This is a genomic window from Clostridioides sp. ZZV15-6383, assembly GCF_020657735.1.
Classification (GTDB): Bacteria; Bacillota; Clostridia; order Peptostreptococcales; family Peptostreptococcaceae; genus Clostridioides; species Clostridioides difficile_D.
The window spans coordinates 12,782-35,254 of sequence record NZ_JAGWCV010000007.1; the positions used below are offsets into that span (position 1 = coordinate 12,782).

Annotated in this window: 19 protein-coding genes and 1 pseudogene; 7 read left to right on the forward strand and 13 right to left on the reverse strand. The window is 29.5% G+C overall.

The window, feature by feature from the left end; genetic code table 11:
• Positions 1-7: 7 nt before the first annotated feature.
• The gene (locus tag KGF42_RS04380) at positions 8-1,390 is read right to left on the reverse strand and encodes a TldD/PmbA family protein (protein ID WP_227825847.1); all 1,383 of its coding nucleotides are present in this window, start codon (positions 1,388-1,390) and stop codon (positions 8-10) included.
• Between the two features lie 313 nt (positions 1,391-1,703).
• On the opposite strand from KGF42_RS04380, the gene KGF42_RS04385 reads away from it, so the two are divergent.
• The 5 genes from KGF42_RS04385 (at position 1,704) to KGF42_RS04405 (ending at position 8,950) form a co-directional block, all read left to right on the forward strand.
• A complete protein-coding gene (locus KGF42_RS04385) occupies positions 1,704-3,617 on the forward strand; it encodes a sigma 54-interacting transcriptional regulator (RefSeq protein ID WP_413926991.1) in 1,914 nt (637 codons plus the stop codon).
• A gap of 269 nt (positions 3,618-3,886) precedes the next feature.
• Entirely contained in the window at positions 3,887-4,849 is a 963-nt protein-coding gene (locus KGF42_RS04390; RefSeq protein WP_227825849.1) for a 2-keto-3-deoxygluconate permease, read from the forward strand.
• A gap of 25 nt (positions 4,850-4,874) precedes the next feature.
• Entirely contained in the window at positions 4,875-5,150 is a 276-nt protein-coding gene (locus KGF42_RS04395) for a UxaA family hydrolase (protein WP_054274851.1), read from the forward strand.
• A 12-nt stretch (positions 5,151-5,162) separates the two neighbouring features.
• Positions 5,163-6,326: a UxaA family hydrolase gene (locus KGF42_RS04400; protein WP_227825850.1), complete on the forward strand. Its 1,164-nt coding sequence runs from the start codon at positions 5,163-5,165 to the stop codon at positions 6,324-6,326.
• A gap of 341 nt (positions 6,327-6,667) precedes the next feature.
• A complete protein-coding gene (locus KGF42_RS04405; protein ID WP_311315301.1) occupies positions 6,668-8,950 on the forward strand; it encodes an EAL domain-containing protein in 2,283 nt (760 codons plus the stop codon).
• Between the two features lie 90 nt (positions 8,951-9,040).
• On the opposite strand, the gene KGF42_RS04410 is transcribed toward KGF42_RS04405, so the two are convergent.
• From KGF42_RS04410 to KGF42_RS04430, 5 genes are all read right to left on the reverse strand, one after another.
• Positions 9,041-10,381 (reverse strand): MATE family efflux transporter, encoded by a 1,341-nt coding sequence (locus KGF42_RS04410; protein WP_227825852.1) that lies wholly within the window; start codon positions 10,379-10,381, stop codon positions 9,041-9,043.
• An 11-nt stretch (positions 10,382-10,392) separates the two neighbouring features.
• Entirely contained in the window at positions 10,393-11,175 is a 783-nt protein-coding gene (locus KGF42_RS04415; RefSeq protein ID WP_227821789.1) for an ABC transporter ATP-binding protein, read from the reverse strand.
• 14 nt (positions 11,176-11,189) lie between these two features.
• Positions 11,190-12,212: an iron ABC transporter permease gene (locus KGF42_RS04420; RefSeq protein ID WP_227825853.1), complete on the reverse strand. Its 1,023-nt coding sequence runs from the start codon at positions 12,210-12,212 to the stop codon at positions 11,190-11,192.
• Positions 12,213-12,217: 5 nt separating this feature from the next.
• Positions 12,218-13,231 carry an iron ABC transporter permease gene (locus KGF42_RS04425; RefSeq protein WP_227825854.1) on the reverse strand — a complete coding sequence of 338 codons (1,014 nt, stop codon included), beginning with the start codon at positions 13,229-13,231 and terminating at the stop codon, positions 12,218-12,220.
• Positions 13,232-13,359: 128 nt separating this feature from the next.
• Complete coding sequence (locus KGF42_RS04430; protein WP_227821786.1) at positions 13,360-14,298, reverse strand: iron-hydroxamate ABC transporter substrate-binding protein; 939 nt, start codon at positions 14,296-14,298, stop codon at positions 13,360-13,362.
• Between the two features lie 271 nt (positions 14,299-14,569).
• Between KGF42_RS04430 and KGF42_RS04435 the strand changes: the two genes are divergently transcribed.
• Positions 14,570-15,034: a hypothetical protein gene (locus KGF42_RS04435; RefSeq protein WP_107595660.1), complete on the forward strand. Its 465-nt coding sequence runs from the start codon at positions 14,570-14,572 to the stop codon at positions 15,032-15,034.
• A gap of 111 nt (positions 15,035-15,145) precedes the next feature.
• On the opposite strand, the gene KGF42_RS04440 is transcribed toward KGF42_RS04435, so the two are convergent.
• The 7 genes and pseudogenes from KGF42_RS04440 to KGF42_RS04470 all read right to left on the reverse strand — a co-directional run bounded on the left by KGF42_RS04440 (position 15,146) and on the right by KGF42_RS04470 (position 21,624).
• A complete protein-coding gene (locus KGF42_RS04440; RefSeq protein ID WP_003422696.1) occupies positions 15,146-15,463 on the reverse strand; it encodes a PTS lactose/cellobiose transporter subunit IIA in 318 nt (105 codons plus the stop codon).
• 12 nt (positions 15,464-15,475) lie between these two features.
• Positions 15,476-16,207, reverse strand: a complete 732-nt coding sequence (gene chbG, locus KGF42_RS04445; RefSeq protein ID WP_054274861.1) for a chitin disaccharide deacetylase — start codon at positions 16,205-16,207, stop codon at positions 15,476-15,478.
• 22 nt (positions 16,208-16,229) lie between these two features.
• Positions 16,230-17,540: a 6-phospho-beta-glucosidase gene (locus tag KGF42_RS04450; protein ID WP_054274862.1), complete on the reverse strand. Its 1,311-nt coding sequence runs from the start codon at positions 17,538-17,540 to the stop codon at positions 16,230-16,232.
• A 77-nt stretch (positions 17,541-17,617) separates the two neighbouring features.
• Positions 17,618-18,931, reverse strand: a complete 1,314-nt coding sequence (locus KGF42_RS04455) for a PTS sugar transporter subunit IIC (protein ID WP_227825855.1) — start codon at positions 18,929-18,931, stop codon at positions 17,618-17,620.
• A gap of 21 nt (positions 18,932-18,952) precedes the next feature.
• Complete coding sequence (locus KGF42_RS04460) at positions 18,953-19,264, reverse strand: PTS sugar transporter subunit IIB (RefSeq protein ID WP_003422688.1); 312 nt, start codon at positions 19,262-19,264, stop codon at positions 18,953-18,955.
• Positions 19,265-19,463: 199 nt separating this feature from the next.
• Positions 19,464-20,168 carry a GntR family transcriptional regulator gene (locus tag KGF42_RS04465; protein ID WP_227821784.1) on the reverse strand — a complete coding sequence of 235 codons (705 nt, stop codon included), beginning with the start codon at positions 20,166-20,168 and terminating at the stop codon, positions 19,464-19,466.
• A gap of 94 nt (positions 20,169-20,262) precedes the next feature.
• Positions 20,263-21,624: pseudogene (locus tag KGF42_RS04470) on the reverse strand (MATE family efflux transporter).
• Between the two features lie 547 nt (positions 21,625-22,171).
• Here KGF42_RS04470 and KGF42_RS04475 point away from each other — a divergent pair.
• Complete coding sequence (locus KGF42_RS04475) at positions 22,172-22,411, forward strand: GGDEF domain-containing protein (RefSeq protein WP_311315302.1); 240 nt, start codon at positions 22,172-22,174, stop codon at positions 22,409-22,411.
• The last annotated feature ends 62 nt before the right edge of the window (positions 22,412-22,473 follow it).

The following is a 22,473-nucleotide window of genomic DNA, read 5'->3' on the forward strand; positions in this document are numbered from 1 at the left end:
ATCCCTCCTATCTTCCACCTACAGTAATTTCTTTTACCCTTATCATAGGTTGCCCTACATTAGTTGGTATACTTCCTGATGAGGAACCACACATCCCTTGAGCTTGTTCTAAGTTATCACCAACCATATCTATATTCATAAGTACATCGCTACCTTTTCCAATTAAACTAGCACTTCTAACTGGCTCTTGTATTTCTCCATTTTTTATCAAGTAACCTTCTGAAACTGCAAAATTAAACTCTCCTGTTACAGGATTTACAGAGCCACCACCCATTTTTTTAGCATAAAGTCCATCTGGTATCGACTTTATAATGTCTTCTGGTTTATCTTCTCCAGCAGCAATATAAGTGTTAGTCATTCTTGAAGTTGGAGCAAATTTGTAGTTTTGTCTACGAGAACTTCCTGTAGGATTCATTCCCATTCGTCTACCATTAAGCTTATCTATCATATAAGACTTCAAAATTCCATTTTCAATCAGTATATTTTTTTGAGCTGGATTCCCTTCATCATCTATATTCATAGAACCCCAGTAATTTGGTATTGTACCATCATCTATAGCTGTAACCTTTGTAGAGGCAATCTGTTGACCTAATTTATCTGCAAATACAGAGTTGCCCTTTGCAACTGATGTAGCTTCCAAAGAATGTCCACAAGCTTCATGAAATATTACTCCACCAAAACCATTATCTATTGCCACCATCATATTACCTGCTGGACAATTTTTAGCATGCAGCATAGTATGTGCTACTCTAGCTGATTCTTTTGCATAGTATTCTGGGTCTATATCTTCAAATATTTCAAAGCCTTTACAGCCTCCAGGTCCTTCAAATCCAGTTTGATTTTCATTACCTTTGGATGCAATTGAACTTATTCCCAGTCTAGTTCTTATTCTTCTATCTTCAACATATATCCCTTCAGTATTTGCAATTAATATTTTTTGGTCTTTATCCAAATAGCTAACACTTACTTGAGATATATCACTACTAAATTCTTTTGCACTCCTATATGCACCCTTCATAACATTTACTTTATCTCTATTAGCTATTGAATTTGGATAAATTTTTATATTATGTGTGTTATTTATTTTAATACTGTAATTTAATATTACACTTTTTCCATCTTCCAATTTACCTAAAGCAACAGCAGCTTTGTATGCTACATCCAACAAACTATTTAATGAATTGTCACTTGTATAAGCATATATACTCTTTAATCCTTTAAATATTCTTATTCCTATACCATAATTTCTTCCACCTATTGCATTTTCTACTTTATTATCTATTAAACTAATAGAGTTATTTATAGTGTCTTCTTCAAAAATCTCAGCAAAGTCTCCTCCAGTAATTAGACACTTTTCTAATACCTTTGAAGCTATATCTTTTGAAAGCATAAATTTACCTCCTACTTTAAATTTTTAATTAACTTTTATTCAATCTTTTTACTTGTTAACAAACATTATATACTATATTACTTAAAATAAGATACTTATGAATATATTATACATATGTTTTACACTAAAATGTTATCACATGTTTATTTATACATACCCATATATCTATATAATTAAAATATATAACATCATTTTCTATATTGGACAATATAATGTTCTTTTTAAAAATACTTTATTTACAATTAAATATAAAGTAAAATATTAAAATATAACTTATAAAATTTAGTCATGAGATAATATTTAAGTTTATTTGATGAAATATGGAGGAATTATTATGAAAGAAATACTCGTTATTGCTCCCACTAAAGGAACCTATGAAAAATCACTTCACATAGTTAAAAAAAGCAAATATACAAATATTGATGTTGTATTTGGCAATCTAAAAGAAGGTATCCCTCTTGCTGAAAAAAGTATTAATCATGGTACTAGAATTATCATAAGCCGAGGTGGAACTTACAACATGTTAAAAGCTACTTACAGCATACCCATAGTTGAAATTAAAGTAGATGCTTATGATATTATAAAAAGCTATAAAGAAGTAAAAAATTCCGATGAACCATTTGGAATAATTGGATTTAATAATGTCATCTATGGCTTCGATATTATAGAAGAGATATTGAATAAGAAAATAACTATGATTGAAATTGAAAAAGAAGAAGAAATTTATGATGCTATAGAAAAGTACAGAAAAAAGGGTATCAACACATATATAGGAGATACTACTGTTGCACATATTGTCAAGAGACTTAATTGTAATGGAATATTAATCGAATCTAGAGAAGAAAACATACTTAGAGCTATTCAACAAGCAGAACAAATACTTGAAGCAACCAAAGATGAACAAAAAAGAAGATTACAGATAGAAGCTATGACAGATTTCGTACATGATGGAATAATAACAGTCGATAAAAATTTTAAAATAACATTATTTAATAAAAGTGCTGAAAAAATATTTGGTATAAAAAAAGAAAATGCACTTTATCATAATGTTATAGATGTTATTCCAAACACAGTTCTTCCACAAGTAGTTGAAACTATGGAACCTCAAATTGGTGAGATACAAAACATAGGTAGTACAAAAATCATTACAAACAGAGTTCCAATTATTGTTGATGGGCAAATTCAAGGAGCTGTTTCTACATTTCAAGATAGTAAGGAGATAAGTTCTTTTGAGCATACGATAAGAAGGAGTTTACTAAATAAAGGGCTATCTGCTAAATACACTTTTGATGATATAATCCATGCTAGTAAAAAGACAAAAGATTGTATAGAAATTGCAAAAAAATATGCCTGTTATGACACTCCAATGATTATTACTGGAGAATCAGGTGTTGGTAAAGAACTGTTTTGCCAAAGTATACACAACTATAGTAAACGTAAAAATGCACCTTTTGTCGCTGTAAATTGTGCTGCCATACCTCCATCTTTAATAGAAAGTGAGTTTTTTGGTTATGAAGAAGGTTCATTTACAGGTGCGAGAAAAAAAGGTAAAGCAGGCGTATTTGAGTTAGCACATGAAGGCACAATCTTTCTAGATGAAATAAGCGAAATCCCTCTTGAACTTCAAGGTCGATTACTAAGGGTCTTACAGGAAAAACAAGTTATGAGAATTGGTGGCGATAAAGTTATTCCTATAGATGTAAAAATTATCTGTGCTTCAAATAAAGACTTAAAAAACATGATGCGTGATGGTTTATTTAGACAAGACCTTTATTTTAGAATAAATATACTAACACTATACCTTCCTTCATTAAAAGAAAGAAAAGAAGATATTATAAAATTATCAGAATTTTTTATACAGAAATATTCAATAAAATACAACAAAACACCTTTAATTATCACTCCAAATATTAAACAAGCACTTCTTGAACGAGAATATGAAGGTAATATAAGAGAATTGGAAGGTATGATGGAAAGAGCTGTTATTGTGGAATCATTTGACTCGATTTTATTAGAAAAATATAACAACGAATATACAAATAATATGGTTTATAGAGATAATCGTGATTTTGAATGTAATAATTTAGATTTAAAGACTTTAGAAAAAAAATATATATATAAAATTTATAACGAAAATAATAGAAATACTACAAAAACCTGTGAAATTCTAAAAATAACTCGCTCTACTCTGTGGCGTAAGTTAAAAGAAATAGAAAATGATGTTTAAAAATAATACATACTTAATATATCGAAACGTTTTATGTTTAATTTTAAAACATAAAACGTTTATTTATTTTCACTAAAAAATATAATTATATGATAAAAATATTCTTTTTAATGTGAAATTCTCCACAATCATACTTTCAATTCTAAGTAATCTACAGCATTTCAATTAATTATCAAAAATAATCATGATAACTAAAAATACAAAATCTATGTATTGGCATAATAATTGCTTTTAGATAATTATATAAAAAAGAAAAGGAGTGATACTAGATGCACATCTTAAAATCAGTGAAAAAGATACCTGGAGGACTTATGGTATGTCCCCTGTTATTGGGAGCACTATTTAATACAGTATGTCCACAAGCTCTTGAAATTGGAGGATTTACAACATCCTTATTTAAAACTGGCGCAATGAGTATACTTGCTCTATTTTGTCTATGTAATGGAGCTCAAATTAACATCAGACAAGCAGGTAAACCATTGACTAAAGGAATAGTGCTTACAGCAACAAAATTTGTAATTGGTGCAGTATTAGGTATTATTGTTAGTAAATTTATAGGACCTAAAGGTATAATTGGTATTACACCTCTTGCAATAGTTGCTACCATGACTAATTCAAATGGAGGTCTATTTGCTGCTCTTGCAGGTGAATATGGAGACTCTACAGATGTTGGAGCAATATCCATCTTATCTCTAAACGATGGTCCTTTTTTCACAATGCTTGCTTTTGGAGTAACTGGGCTTGCAAATGTACCTATAGTAGCACTATTTGCAGCACTCATACCAATACTACTTGGATTTATACTTGGTAATCTCGATGAAGATATACGAGAGTTTCTTGCACCTGGTACAACATTATTAATTCCTTTCTTTGCTTTCCCTTTAGGAGCTGCATTAAACTTTAATCAAATTATAACTGCTGGATTACCTGGAGTTGTACTTGGTTTAGGTGTTACTATAATAACAGGTATGGGTGGATACTTTGTAATGAAACTTATACGTGCAGAACACCCAGCAGTAGGTGCAGCTACAGGTACAACAGCTGGAAATGCAGCGGGTACTCCTGAAGCTTTAGCAGCTATAGACCCTACTCTAGCTACAATTGCAGCTGTTTCAACAGTACAGGTTGCTGCTGCCATCATTGTTACAGCAATATGTTGTCCAATGTTAGTATCCTATCTAGATAAAAGAGAAAAAAGGCTATTTTTAAAACAAATAAAAATATTGAAGTAAATTAATACTTAAGGAGGTAAATGTAATGAATGCAATTATTCATGCAAATGAAAAAGATAATCTAGTTACATGTGTTAGACCTTTAGTTAAAGGTGAAACAGTTTCAATTGATGGAAAGTCTTATATAGTAAACGATGATATTCCTGTTTTTCATAAGATGGCTACAGAAGATGTAAAAAAAGGTGATGTTGTCTATAAATATGGTGAAGTTATAGGAATCGCAACAGTTGACATAAAAACTGGTGACTATGTTCATGTACATAATATTGAAAGTACACGTGGTCGTGGAGATAAAAAATAGGAGGTAATTAAAATGAAACTAATGGGTTATTTAAGAGAAAATGGTCAGTTTGGTATTCGTAATCATGTTTTAGTTATTCCAACATCTGTATGTTCAAGTGAAACAGCTACAAGAATCGCATCACTTGTACCTGGAGCAATAGCTATCCCTCATCAACATGGATGTTGTCAAATTGGTTCTGATATAGAACTTACAGCAAAGACATTAATAGGCTTTGGAAAAAATCCCAATGTTGCTGCAGTTTTAATAGTTGGTCTTGGATGTGATGGTATTCAGGCAAAAGATTTAGTATCTGAAATAGCTACAACAGGAAAAAAGGTAGATTATGTTGTTATACAAGAATGTGGTGGAACATTAAAAGCAGTTTCTAAGGGAGCTGAAATAATAGGTAAAATGGCTCGTGAGGTATCAAAAGAAGTAAGGGTTGAATTTGATATGAGTGAAATTACATTAGCACTTGAATGTGGTGGCTCTGACCCAACAAGTGGAATAGCTTCAAACCCTTCAATAGGAGTTGCATCAAATCTTCTTGTAGATGCAGGTGGAAGTAGCATACTAAGTGAAACTACAGAAGTAATTGGTGCAGAACATTTATTGGCTACTCGTTTTGAAGATGAAAAAATGAAAGATAAGTTTCTTAAATTTATAAGTGATGTAGAGAAAAGAGCAATTGCTATGGGAGAAGATTTACGTAGTGGTCAACCTACTCCAGGTAATAAAGCCGGTGGACTTTCAACAATCGAAGAAAAATCACTTGGATGTATGTATAAGGCAGGTAACAAGCCATTCAAGGGAGCTTTGGAATATGCTGATATTGTACCTCTTGATAAAAAAGGATTGTATTTTATGGATACTCCAGGTCAGGATATAGATTCTATCACTGGTATGGTAGCAGGTGGTGCACAAATTGTAATCTTTTCAACTGGTAGAGGTACTCCAACAGGAAGCCCAATTTCACCAGTTATTAAAATCACTGGAAACAGTGATACATACAACAAAATGCCAGACAATATTGATATAAATGCAGGTAGAATCATAACAGATGGTGCTAAAATAGCAGATATAGGTCAAGAAATATTTAATGAAATAGTAGAAGTCTGTAATGGTAAGCATACCAAAGCTGAAAGTCTTGGTCATAGAGAATTTGGTATTTACAGAATTTCATCTACATTTTAGATTGCAATAGACAATAAAACATTTTTTATAAATATAATACTTATATAGATGTATAAACTAAAAATCCTTTCTAATCTTATAAAAATTTACAATACTGAAAAGGAGCTGTGTCAAAGTTATTTTGAGAACAGTTCCTTTTTTAGCCTCTTTTACTTAAAACATCATAAAATACGATTTAAAACTATAAACATATCTTATCTACTCTCTAAAAAGCTTAAATAAAGTTAAATATAAAGTCAAATAAATAAAATTTAATGTCTTTGTATGAAAAGATATTTGGTATAATATGTCTGAGAGAATTCTTGTTTGTAAAAATAAAGGATGGAGGATGAAACAAAAGAATGAACTTTGAAAACATAAAAAGTAAAAAAATAATAGCCAGCTTACTATTAACACTCCTTATAATTGTGTCCTTAGCATGTGTCACTTTTATTATGACTCTAAATAAAGTAACACATAATGAAACAGAAAGGTATCTTATAGAAGTTTCACAAAGCATCTCTACTACAATTGATGTGAAATGTAAAAGTATATTTAGGACACTATATTCTGTTGGAGATACTTATTTTGAGATTAATGATAATGACAAAGAAGTTAATAAATACTTATCCAAAAAATTAAAATTATTTGAATTTGATTGGTTAGGTATTATTGATTCTAATGGGAATTTCATAAGTAACCTTCAAGATACAGGTAATGTTAAAGAACAAGACTTTTATAGAAAAGCCCTTCAAGGTAAAGAAACAATTACTCATGTTAAATCACCATTTGGTAGGTATGGAATTTTATATTCTGTACCACTATACAAAGGTGATAAAATTATTGGAGTTGTTGCTGCTTGGAATAATATTGATACTATGAGAAACTTATTAAGTGTAGAAAGCTTTAATGGTGAAGGTTTTTCCCAAATTATCGACCAAAATGGAAATTTTATTGTAAGTTCAGCAAACAAAAATGCACCAAAGAATATAGTAAATTTTTTTGACATGATTAAAGATCAAGGAAAACAGGTTGATAAAAATAAACTTGAAGAAATGAAAACAAACTTAAAAAAGAACAAAACTGGTTCTATGTATTTTACATTAAATGATGGTATTTCTAAAGCAATACACTATCTTCCATTACAAGAAGAAAACTTATACCTCCTTTCAGTTGTTCCAACAAAAATAGCAAGTGCACAATTTGATTTACTTCTAAAAAAAGCAATCTTTATCAATATTTTAATTGTTATATTATTTTTACTGCTTATTATAATGATTATGTTTATAAATCAAAAAAATAAAGAACAACTTACAAAAATTGCATATGTAGACTCTGTAACTAAAGGCTATAGTAAAGCACGTTTTGATATGGAAGCTAAAAAAATTATACAGTCATCTTCACCAGAAACCTATTCATTAATATCTATAAATATTCAGAAATTTAAACTTATTAATGATTCTTTTGGTAGTGAAGCAGGAGATAAAACATTAAAATACGTACATGATGTTATTAGTAATTATCTAAAACCAGAAGAATTACTTTGTCGAGTTTCTAATGACCAGTTTAATGTACTTATTAAAACTATTCCTCAAAAAGAAATTCTTAAGTACATAGAAAAGATTACAAATGATATTAATAATTTCAATAAAAATGAAGAATGTAAATATTTTATAGCTTTATCTATAGGTGTATATAAAATTGATGACCCAAATCTACCTTTAGTTTCAATTCAAGACCGCGCAAATGTTGCAAGAAAAAATAATAAAGGAAATATTGGAAATCATCCACTTTATACATGTGTTTTTTATAGCGACTTAGAACGTTTAAAAATGATTAAAGAAAAAGAAATGGAAAATAGAATGGAAGAAGCCCTGAGTAATAACGAATTTATAGTATATCTCCAGCCTAAAATAAGTCTTAAAGATAATACTATTGTAGGTGCTGAAGCATTAGTAAGATGGCAAGACCCAAATAAAGGTCTTATCCCACCAGATGAGTTTATCCCTTTCTTTGAAAAAAATGGTTTTATCACAAAACTTGACTACTATGTTTTTGAAAAAGTATGTAACATGATACGAAAATGGATAGATAATGGAGAAACTCCAATACCTGTTTCAGTTAATTTTTCACGTGCAAACTTAAATAATATAGATTTTTTAGAAAAATACAGAATGATTCGTAATAAATACGATATTCCTGCTAAACTCTTAGAAATTGAATTAACTGAAACACTTGTATTTGAAAATCTCCAAAAATTAATTAATATAATAGACCAAATCCATGAAGAAGGTTTTCAATGTTCACTAGATGATTTTGGAAGTGGATATTCTTCACTAAATATGTTAAAAGAAATAAAAGTTGATACATTAAAACTTGACCGTGCTTTTTTTAGCTCACCTAATGCAGATAATATTGCTGAAAATCATGTAATAGAGTCTATAGTTAATTTGACAAAAAAATTAAATATGAATAGTATCTCAGAAGGTGTTGAAACAATCTTGCAAATGGATTATCTTAAAAAAATTAATTGTGATATGATACAAGGATATGTTTTTTCAAAACCTCTACCTCAAGAAATATTTGAGAAAATGACTTTTGGAAAAACATTAGAAGAAGTCAGTATGGATAGTTTCGTTAAATAAAATAAAAAACTTGTCTCTATAAAATAAGTTTAAACATTTTATGAAGACAAGTTTTTTTATTTTCTAATTTCATTTTATTTTCTAATTTCCTTATACTTGACTTGTTTTAAATTCCCTTTTTAAGAATAACAATACAATTATCATAGCAATGAAATCTGCAATTGGCTGTGCCAACCAAACTCCATCTAAATTAAATTGAATTGGAAGTACAATGATTAATGGTATAAATAAAATAAATTGTCTTAAAAGAGTTAAAAACATAGAATGTTTAACTTTACTTATACATTGGAAATATACAGGTCCAACAATAGAAATTCCCATTATAGGCAGTGTAATTAAATTTATGTTTATACCTCTTACAGCTATCTCCATTAAATCTGAATCTTTATTAAATATGCCTACAAATACTTCTGGGAATACTTGTACTACTAAAAATCCAAATGACAATATAACAATTGACACTATGATAGATATTATTAAAGTTTTCTTTGCACGCTCATATTGTTTTGCACCATAATTATATGATATTATAGTTTGCATACCTTGGTTCAAACCAAACACAGGCATCATAAACATCAATAAAATAGATGTAAGTGCTGTCATAGCTCCAATAGCCAAATCTCCGCCGTAAACCTTTAGAGAATTATTTGTAAACATGTGAGTTATACTTATAGCTAGCTCCATAGCAAAAGGTGTCATGCCTATTGCAAATACCTTCTTTACTATATCTTTATCCAATTTTAAGTTACATTTTTTTAGCTTTAAATTGGACTTCCCTCTTATAAAATAATGTGTTACCCAAAAGAATACTACTATTTGACAGAGTACTGTTGCTATAGCTGCTCCTTTTATACCTAAATTAAACACAAATATGAATATAGGGTCCAATATCAAGTTTAATACACATCCTACAATCATTGTCCTTGCTGCTAATTTTGGATTACCTTCTGCCCTAATTGCATTATTAAGAGAAAATGCAACTAAATTAAATATACTTCCAACCAATATGACACTCATATAGTCTTTTGCATAAAATATTGAATCTTTACTTGCACCCAAAATAAAAAGTATATCTTCTAAGAAAACTAATCCTAATATAGTTATAATTAAAGAGATAATTATAGATAACGTTAAAGCATTACCTAATATCTTCTCTGCTTCTTCTTTATTTCTTTCACCTAACTTTATAGACAATCTTGTGCTAGCACCTACTGATACCAACATTCCAAAAGCTATTATTATGGTAAATACTGGCATAGTTACACCAAGACCTGCAATAGCTATAGAACCAATGCCCTCCATAGAACCAATAAAAGCTCTATCTACTACATTATAAAGTGAAGTTACCATCATTGCTATTATTGCAGGTATAGAATATCTAAATAATAAAATCCATATTTTTTCATGTCTTAATGCTTCTTGATTTTCCATGTTGTCACCATTTATACCATGTCATAAGTTATACAAATTGGTTTATTTGTTCTTGGGTCTGTTGCTATTTCTGCATCAATATTAAATAGTTCTTTGAGATTATCTTTCGTCATAACATCGTATGCATCGCCCTCACAAACTATCTTCCCTTTCTTAATACCTATCATGTGGTCAGCAAATCTCGCTGCGTTATTAAGTTCATGTATCACCATGACAATAGTTCTTCCTTGTTTTTTATTTAATTCATCTAATAATTTTAGTATTTCTAATTGATGGGCTAAATCTAAATATGTTGTAGGCTCATCTAATAGTAATATATCAGTCTCTTGTGCTAAAGCCATTGCTATCCATGCCCTTTGTCTTTGCCCTCCTGATAAGTCTTCCATATTTCTATCTTTAAATTCTGAAATTCCAGTAACTTCTAAACTCCAATTTACAATGTCTCTATCTTCTTTACTAGAATTACCAAATCCACTTTTATGAGGAAACCTTCCATAAGAAATTAATTCTGAAACAGTAAGACCACTAGGAGCTTGAGGGCTTTGTGGTAGTACTGCCATATCCTTTGCTATTTCTTTGGATTTCTTCTTATATATGTCCTCTCCATTTATATATATTTTTCCACTCTTAGGACTAACAATTCTTCCTATAGTTTTAAGTATTGTCGATTTTCCACAGCCATTAGCCCCTATTATAGTAGTTATTTTTCCTTTTGGTATACTTAAATTTAGATTTTTTATAATATCTGTATTTCCATATGATACATTTAGATTCTTAGTATTTATACAGTTCATAACAACATCCTTTCCTAATCATTTGCCAACATTAAATAAATAAAATACGGCACTCCTATTATAGAAACCACTATGCCTACTGGTATTTCTATAGGTGCTAGAAGATTTCTTGAGATAGTATCTGCTACTAAAAGTAATAATGTCCCTATCAATGCTGATACTGGTATTAATCTTTTATGCTTTGGCCCTATTATTTTTCTACCTATATGTGGAGCTATTAAACCCAAAAATGAAATACTACCTGCTACTGCTGTCGATACACCAGATAAAATTACTGCATATATTATAAGTCTTCTTCTTTGTTTTTCTACATCTACACCAAGACTCGTAGATACTTCATCACCCAAGTTTAAAACATCTATATACTTAGATTTATAAATAGTTATCCCCATAAAAATCACTATAAATGGAAGTACAGCTATTACATATTTCCAACTAGTTCCCCAGATACTACCTGATGTCCATGCCATAACCCTATTAAATTCTTGTGTTGTAAATTTCAATTGAAATATAGTCAAAATTGAAGTAAAAGCTATGTTTACACCTACACCAATAAGCAGTAATCTTGACGAATTTATACCACCTTTCCATGCAAGAGAATATATAAGAAATGCTCCAAATAAAGCTCCTACAAGTGCAACAATTGGCATTGTAAATACAGTTAGATTACTCATACCTTCATAGACATTACCATTCATAAGGTATATATAAACTACTACAAATAATGCTGCACCTGAATTTATTCCCAAAATCCCAGAATCAGCTAAATCATTCTTTGTAACTCCTTGAAGTATTACACCTGCTGTTGATAATGCAGAACCAACCAAAAGTGCTATTATTATTCTCGGTAATCTCAATTTAAATATCGCAATTTCATGATTACGCTGACCCTGACCTAAAAAAGTTTTTATAACATCTACTGGTTCTATAGAAAATGAGCCCATATTTAAACTCACTAGAAAAGTGATAAGAATAAGTACCACTAAAATTAATATAACAAGCAATGTTTTAGAATTTATTTTCATAATATTTTTCATAGTACTTATTTCTCCCCCTTTCTAACAAGGTATATAAATATTGGTACTCCTATAAGTGCTGTTATAGAACCTACTGGTGTCTCATATGGAGGATTTATCATTCTGCTTAATATATCTGTATATACAAGTAATACAGCTCCTAATACTAAAGAACTCGGTATTATATACTTATAATCTGAACCTACTATTCCTTTAGCTATTTGAGGAACTATAAGACCTATAAAAATAATATTACCAGACACTGAAACAGATGCTCCAGTCATTAATATTATGAGTACTATACATATAAATCTAACAGTGTTAGTTTTTTGCCCTAATCCTATTGCCACTTCTTCTCCAAGACTTAATATAGTTATTCTTGGAGCCATAACCATAGCTAAAATAAATCCAATACCTCCAGCTATAAACAACAGCTTTATACCTTCCCAATTCACCCCTACAAGACCTCCTGATATCCAGAAACTCAACTGTTGAGATAGGTTAAAATACATGGATATTGCTGATGCCAAAGAAATTAACAATGTGCCAAGAGCTACTCCTGCAAGAGCTAGCTTTACATTATTAACTCTTCCTCTTGATTTAGAACTTATAAAATATATAAATAATCCACTTATACTTGCCCCAATAAATGCAAACATCATTGTGCTAAAACTCCCATGTATAAGTTGAGGAAGTCTTTTTTGAAGTACTAATGATATTGCAATTGCAAACGTAGCACCTTGTGTAATTCCTATAACAGATGGTTCAGCTATAGGATTTCTTGTTATTCCTTGCATTATTGCCCCAGAAACTGCTAAAAACCCTCCAACAAGTGCAGCTGCTATTGCCCTTGGAAGTCTAACATCTTTTACTATTCTCATATTTATTCCATCTTCCATTTTTATCAAACTATCTACAACATTTGATAGATTCATATCTTTTGCTCCAATAGCTATGGATAATACAATTCCAAGTACAAGTACAACTATACTTACTAATATCAACAAGTAAGTTAGATTTTTTTTACTCAACTTAGTCAATTAACCTACCTCCTTTTCCCTTTTAATCGTCAGTATAATATAATCTATTAAATATTTTTAATTTTAAGTTTTATTAAAAATAGGTGTGAAAAATGAATATCATTATCTCACACCTACTAAGTTAAGAATTACTTTGTTAATTCATTTTTAACTGATTCTAATAATAACTCTTTTCCAATTGGATTATATGATTGACTGAAAAATGGAGCTGCATCAAGTATTGTTACATTCCCATCTTTTACTGCTCTTATTTGAGCCCAGATAGCACTATTTTCTAAATCTTTTTTATCTGATTCTGTAGCAATTACAACTATATGGTCTGCATCTATATCTGTTAAACCTTCCATACTTACCATTGGTAATGTTATTCCATCTTGCTTTGGCATGTTTTTGGGTCTAGCTAATTTCATATCATCATTGATTAAAGTTCCTATTCCACCATCGCTAAATACCATAAATTGACCTGAACTTGCCAACACTGGTAAATAAGTTTTTTCTCCATTTTTTTCTATAACTTCTTTACCTAACTTTGTAGCTTTTTCATCATACTTCTGTATCCAACTTTTAGCTTCTTCTTCTTTGTCAAATAATTTTGAAACATCAGTTAACTTACTTCTCCAGTCATTTGCATAATCTTTCATCATAACTACAGGAGCTATTTCTTTTAATTGGTCATATATTTTCTCTTGTCTTTGACTCATTATTATTAAATCAGGATTTACTTCTAATATAGCTTCCATATCCATAGTATCCATCATTGAGTGTCCAACTATCTTTACATCTTTAAGTTCTTCTCTTATGTAACTTGGTAATTTATCAGTTTCATATGAGTCTACATTTGCTGTTGCAACAGGCTTATGACCTGCTAATAATAGTTCTTCACTACTTCCTGATATATCAACTATTTTTTTAGGATTTGATGGTATCTTAACCTCTCCTTTAACAGATTGTACAACTCTTGTCTCTGATTTATTTTTATCCTCTGTATTCTTATCTGAACATGCTGTAACAAGTACTAGCGTAGTTATAATAGATATAAATATTGCAAGTGATTTTATTTTTTTCATGATTACTTCTCCTACCTGTTTATTATACTTACATGATATTGATTATCATAAGCACATATTTATTATAGCATTTTTCTATTTTTAGTCAATATTATTTTGTAAAAGGATAAAAATTCCTAATTAATCTTAATTATATATAACTCAGATAAGGTTTTCTTGCATTAAGTAGTATTTTTTTATTTTAAGTTGGATATAAATAGAATGACTTTTCATTTAAAGAATGATAAAATACAATTTATAGATAAGGAATTTAGCAAGGAGGATTTGAGACATGGTACACTTAGTATATTGTGATAATGCAGGAAAAAAAGGAGAAAAGGTCTTAGATAAAATTTTAGCTGGAACAAAAACAATGGTTATTAGAGGCGCTGCTGGTAGAAAAATACCACATAGTAGAGTATTTGAAGATGAGTTACTTTATTTTATGGAAAAAGGAACTGCAAAGATATCTGCAAAAGCCACTGTTAAAAAAGTAGAAAACTACATTAAGTTAACAGAAGATGAAATTTCTAAGATTTTGAATGAAAATCAACCAAAATTGAATTTATCTGAAAAACAAAAAGTTCGTTGGCATAAAAAATGTTTATGCTTAGTTGAGTTTGAAAATGTTGAAGAAATAACACCTCTTGATTTTGACCATCAAGGAAATATGGATGATTGGCTTATTGTTGAAAAAATTGAAGATGTAGTTGTTGGCACTAGTATACCTTACAATTACGAGAAATCTAAATTTTAAAGTATCAATATCATAATACTATATTAATAAACTCTACTTAAATAAAAAAAGAGTGCCTTTAATAATTATAAAAATTATTTTTGGTCACTCTTTCTTAATAATAATTTTAAATTACTTACTTTCTAATCTTTCATATACATCTATAAATTCTTCTGCTAATTGCTGAAAATTCATAGCTGTCATTAAATGGTCTTGTGCATGAATAAGTATAACACTTATTTCAGTTTTATTACCATTAGCTTCATTTTGTATCAATTCTGTTTGAAATTTATGAGCTTTATGAATTGATTCTTTCGACTTTTCAATACATTCTCTAGCTTTATCTATATTCCCGCTCTTTGCTTCTTTTATTGCTTCAAATGCTAGCCCTTTCGCATCACCTGCAAATCCAATTATTCCAAAAGATATCTCTATCATCTTTTCATCCATTTATTCTACCTCCTAAATATCTCTATAGCTTGATATGACTAATCCATTCTTTTCTAAAAATTCTTTGACTTTTTTAGATGTAAGTATCTTGTGCTCTTTCGTTCTATCAATAGCATAAGATGTAGAATTTAAAATATAATCATCTAAAAAAGCTGGGTGAGACATAATATCCACTACATCATACTTCGTTATTTCGTCTATATTTTTTATAAAATATTCTTCACTTACATTTTCCTTATAAAAACTATCTATTAAAGGAACTATTTTAGAATACTCTAAATTATATTCAAATCCGCCCCTTATTGGAAGATTATACTTATTCACAATCTTCTCTATTACTGGCTTTAAACTTACTAAAGTATGGATATGATGGTGACTGTCTAAATGAGATATATCTATTCCAAGCCCTTCTACTCTCTCTATTTGAGCACAAAGTTCTCTATAAATCTCATCACAATCCATTTTTTTAATAATTTCGTCTGTAATCCTCCTAATAAAAAAACCGTCTTTGTCAACAATAGTTTTTAAGTTAGATAATAATGGTCTACCACAACTTAAAGTCATATGAACTCCACAGTTTAAAGTCTTATTTTCTTTAAGTAACTTCACCCCATGTTCTACCCCAGGCATATTTGCCATCATAGAAGTGGACTTGACGATTCCATTATTATGAGCTGATATTATACCATAATTCACAGCTTCGCAATATCCAAAGTCATCTGCATTTATTATAATTTTAGTCATACCATAACCTACTTTCTATAGACTATCTATTAAATCTAGGAAGATAATTTTTATGAGCTTCCAACATTTCATCTAATATAGTTTTTGCTAAATCATCTGATGGAATCAATGGATTTATGCAAAGTGCCAAAAGAGCAGATTCATAATCGCCATATACAGCTGCTTTGGCTGCTAAGACTTCAAATGACTTAATTTGACTTACCAATCCATGTACAGAATCTGGTAAATATCCTATACTTAATGGTTTTGGACCATTTTTTGTTATTACACTGCTCACTTCTACAGCTTGTTCATCTTTAAAATCTCTTATAGAACCATTATTTAATGTATTAACTACTTGGATGTCTTTTTTATCATTGTATATAGAACTTATTAAGTTACAAGCAGCATCACTATAGTAAGCTCCTCCTCTTTTTTCAAGTTGAGGTGGTTTTATATCTAATTTTTCATCCTTATATAATTCAAATAATTGTTCTTCCAACTCTTTAACTACTTGACCTCTAGCTTTTCCCTCTTTAAACTCTCTCAACTCATCTTCAAGCATGTCTTTAGTTTTATAGTAGTATCTATGATATGGGCAAGGTATTACACCTAAAGATTTTATAAATTCCGCATTAAAATCAATTGCCTTTATATTTTGCATACTTATATCTGCTTTGACAAACTTATCAATTGCTTCTTTTGTAACATCTTCTCCATCCAAAGATACATTTAGACCATAAACCATATGATTAAGACCTGCAAAATCCATACTTATTCTGTCACTTTCTACATTAAATAGTTTGGCAACATCATTTTTTAAATGAATTGGCACATTGCATAGACCTATATATCTTTTAAAATTAGTATATTTGAATACAGCTTCTGTTATTATCCCTGTTGGATTTGTAAAATTCACCATCCATGCATTTGGACATAATTCTTCCACATCTTTTATTATATCAAATATAACTGGTATTGTACGAAGGGCTTTAAATAATCCTCCAGCACCATTAGTTTCCTGCCCCATAACTCCATGAGATAAAGGAATAGTTTCATCTTTAATTCTTGCATCTAAAAGACCCACTCTAAGTTGTGTTGTCACAAAATCTGCATCTTTTAGAGCTTCTCTTCTATCTAAAGTAAGATTTATTTTCATATCTATTCCAGCTTTTTTTACCATTCTTTTAGCTAGATTTCCGACTATCTCTAGTTTTTCTTTTCCATCCTCTATATCTACAAGCCATAATTCCTTTACAGGTAACTCTTCATATCTATTTATAAACCCCTCTACAAGCTCAGGAGTATAACTTGAACCTCCTCCGATTGTAACTATTTTTAGTCCATTTTTCATCTCATTATACCATCCTTACCTATAATTTAATACACTCTACAAAACCCTATACATTTATTAACCTTAATAAAAACCACCTAGTTGTTAATTTTCAATTTATTAGCCTCCATTTTTTCAGATGCTATGACAAATGGAATATACATTAATATTGATAATATTAAATTAAATAGTGCTAAAGCTCCGCCAGTCCAATCACCTGTAGCCATTGCTCCACCTAATATAGGAGGTGTTACCCAAGGTATTTTAGGCAAAATTACTGGTGCTACTAATCCAAAATCTATTGCTAAGTATGATACAGCACTACATATTACTGGTGCAAGTACAAATGGAATCATAAATATAGGATTTAAAACTATTGGAAGTCCAAATATCAATGGTTCTCCTATATTAAATATTGCTGGTGGTCCACCTAATACTATCATCTCTTTACGTCTTCTTCCAGCTATTAATAAAGCTACAATTAATCCTAATACCATTCCAGAACCACCTAAATACACAAATGCATCAAAGAATGAACCTGCAAGTACATGGTATCCTTCTGTTGCTCCTGCTTGAGCCAACGCAGCATTTTCTCCACCTAATTTCATAAGTATAGTTTCTGTAAAAGGAAGTGCTATATTTGCACCATGAAGCCCAACAGTCCAAAGTATATGAATTATAAATGCAATAAGCATTGTAGAACCTAGGCTATCAGCTACATTTGATAGTGGTGCTCCTAAATAAGTATTTAAAATATCTGTTAAGAAATTTCCATTTGAAAGCATCTTTATAAATATTCCTATTACAGTAAATATCATTATAGTTAACATTCCTGGTATTAACTTTGCAAATGACCTTGAAACTGCTGGTGGAACTCCATCTGGCATTTTTATAGTTAATTTCTTTACTTTAGATAACCTTACAAATATCTCAGTTGATAATAATCCTATTAATATAGAAGAGAATAAGGCTGCTGTACCTAAGTAAGTTTGTTGTATCATCCCCCATCCTTCAACTGCTGTAGTTCCCCCCTCAGGAACTATTTTACCGATTTGTGGAGCCATTATAAAAAAGATAGATAATGCTATAAGTCCAGCTTGTAACCCATCACTTTCATAGGATTTTGCTAGGAAATAAGCAACACCTATTACTAAGAATACTGCCATTGTACCTATTGCTCCCCACCAAAGGTCGCTTCCAAACATAGTCCAGTTTTCTCCAAATATATTTGCCATCAAATTTTTGTATGCTTCTAACGGTAAGTTATTTATCAATGTTCCTAATGCACCTACCATAGTTATAGGTATCATTGCTATAAATGCATCTCTTACTGCTACTAAATGCCTTTGAGCTCCTATTTTGGCAGCTACAGGCACTATATATTTATCCATAAATGACATGAATTTTTCCATTTTACATCCTCCAGTACAACTTTATTTTGAACTATTTAATTCTACAGCTCTATCTAACACAGCTTTTCCATTACATCTTCCATAATCCATCATATTTATAACTTCAACTGGAATATTATATGGTTTTGCCATTTCAGTTGCTTTTCCTAATACATATCTAACTTGAGGTCCTAAAAGTAAGACATCACAATTTTCTATTTCATTTTTTAAGTTCACCTCTGATATAGCCCATATTTTTGCTTCTATACCGTTTTCCTTTGCTGCATCCTCCATTTTTGTAACCAATAAACTAGTTGACATTCCTGCTGAACAAGCTAACATTATTTTTATCATTTTTTCCCTCCAAATTAGATTCATTAAATATTTTTTAAGTCATAAGTTCTTTAAACTATACATTTAAAGTATGCTTTTCTATTAATTATTATCTTAATGTATATATCTTATTTTTAAATGTATATACATTTAATTCTTGATATTATTATATCTCAAATGTATATACATTTCAAGAAAACTTTTTCATTTTATTTAAATTTTATTCGACAACAGCATTCAAAGTTAATGTATATCCATGGTGATATGTGTGTGAGTATTCAAAAATCTCACTATTTTGTAACTTACATATTTGACTTATATATAAAAGTGACTCTGGCTCTTCTAGATTTAAATTATCCATGCACTCTTCATTTGATATTACAGCTTGTACTTCTCTCTCTGACATGGCTATCTTATATCCACATACTTCTTCAACAAAATTATAAAGAGAATTTTCACAGTGTGTCTTATTTAAATTTGGAAATAGCTTAACTGGCATATAAGTAATCATATATGAAACTCTTGCATCATTTGCTAATCTTACTCTCTTGATTTCCCATACATTTTCTTCTAAGCTTATATTTAATTTACTTGATAATTCTTCATCTGCTTGAACTATTTCAAGAGATACCAATATATTAGATACTTTATATCCTTTACTTTCCATCTCCTTAGTAAACCCACTTACAGATGATATATTATCATATATATTATTTGCAAGAACTATACTACCTACCCCTCTTTGTCTGGCTATATATCCTTCTTTAACTAGGTTATTTAATGCAGACCTTACAGTCATTCTAGTCACATTAAACTCTTCACTCAACTGTTTTTCAGAGGGGATTAAATCCCCTTTTTTCAAACTGTCTGAATTTATTAATTCTCTTACATGATTTTCTATAACTTTATAAATTGGCTCTTTCATTTAATTCACTCCTCATTAATCAAATCTTTTACATAATAAGATAATTTTATATACAAATAAAGAAAATGTCTATACATTTAAGATAAATTAAATTTTATTCAGACATCTTATACAACTTTCCAAGTTTTAATAAAGATATAAATAGACTTATCATTAATATCCCTTTTAATATACTTGATAAGGTTATACTCCACCATACACCATTTAGACCCAATATTTCTGGTCTAGATATAAAGTAAGCTAATGGTACTCTTGCACCAGTCAGTATAGTAACTATAGTAGAAGGTATATAGGTTCTACCTAATCCTTTGAAAGCTCCTGTTGTTATTATTTCTAAGCACATAAAAAATTGAGAATATCCTAATATTTTAAGATAAATTGCTCCCTTTTCTATTGCCTCGCTTTCATCTATAAAAATAGAAAAGATACTCTCCCCTGCAAATACTAATACCAAAGTAGTTATTATTCCAAGTACAGAAGATACAATTATAGCTATTTTACAACCTTTATTTATTCTAGAATACTTCTTGGCACCATAATTTTGTCCAACAAAACTTCCTAATGCAACTGATAGTCCTTCAGCTGTCATCCAGGAAATTGCCTCTATTTGTGAGCCTACTTTTTGTACTGCAACAGCTACAGGTCCCCATGATGCTACTATTACTCCTAGTAACATTGAGAATACTGTAAACATACCACTTTGTATTGCTACAGGTAATCCTAATTTATACAGCACTTTATAATATTTAGTCTCTATTTCTTTAAATAGTCTTAATTTAAAATAATCTTCTTTACTTTTAAGTACTATATATATAAAACATGTAGTAACTACTATCTGAGCAAATACAGTTGCAATAGCAGCTCCTGCAACACCAAGTTTTGGAGCAAATCCCCATCCAAAAATTAATATAGGGTCAAGTATAATATTAGTTACTAATCCTATTGTATTAATGCGAAAAGGAGTCTTACTATTTCCAAGTCCATTGAAAATTGCAGTAAATACTGGATTAATAAAATAAAATACCATACCTAGAGCTACTATTATCAAATACTGTCTGGACATGGTTATAACTTCTAAGTCTCCTAATTTAAAAAAACCTATCAACTGCTTATTAAATACTATTAAAGATATTGTATATATTATTGCTAGCATAATATTTATTTCTATTGCTGACTTCATATATTATTTAGTAGTGCTTATATTATTTTCTCCGATACTTTGTGCTACTTTTACCTCTCCACCTACTTTTGAAATCATAATAAATGCCATTGCAAGCCATGGGAAAAATCCAGCTGTTCCAACTGCAGCTACTGCTTTACTTCCAGCTTTACCAACCCATATCATATCTATCATGTTGTACCCCATTTGTATAAATGAAGTCCCCATTATTGGAAGTGATAGCTTAAGTAATTTTTCTGTAATTCTTCCTTCTGTTAAATCAAGTCTATCTTTCATTCTCCACCTCTTTTATATTATAAAATTTAAAATTTATTTGCTTATACAGCTAGATTAATCATTTTATTTGATTAAGTTCACTATCTTTCAATTTATATTATCATATCTCAAGATTGCATCTCAACAATACTTACGTTTAGGATAAAGTATTTCGCCTATCTTTGATAAAATTAATACTTATGAATATAAATCTAGCTATTTCATCAATACCTATTTATAACTCTTAACTTAACTTCAATTAAGTATACATATTGCAATTAATCAGAATATTTTATACTGTATCTTCCATTGAGAAATAGCAAATATAAATGATTTATCTACAATTTTATATATTCATAAATAGTATACTATAATTTTTAAAAAACCTATATTTGAATACTTTAGGCGTGTTTAGACATTGTAATCTATAGATAAATTTGATAATATATAAATATATTATGGTGAAATTTATAGATATATATTAATTATGGGGAGATTGTGGGAGGCTCTTTTCACAAAACATTTAAGCTATGAAAATAAATAATTCAATTCAAATCTAAAGAATCTAATATCTATCATATCAATAGATTTAGATGGTTTGAAAAAGATTAATGATAAATTTGGTCATCAGACAGGAGATTTATATATTAAACAAGCAAGTAAAATTATACAATCTGTAATAAACAAAAAATATATAGTTTATCGTATTGGAGGTGATGAATATATAATTATTCTGAAAAATTCATCTCACAAAGAAATAAACAGTATTATAGATAATATTAAAAGGAAAATTAATAAAAGCTATTAATATTAATAATAAATTTAAAAAGTCTATTCTGTAAATAATAAATTATAAGAATAGACTTTTTA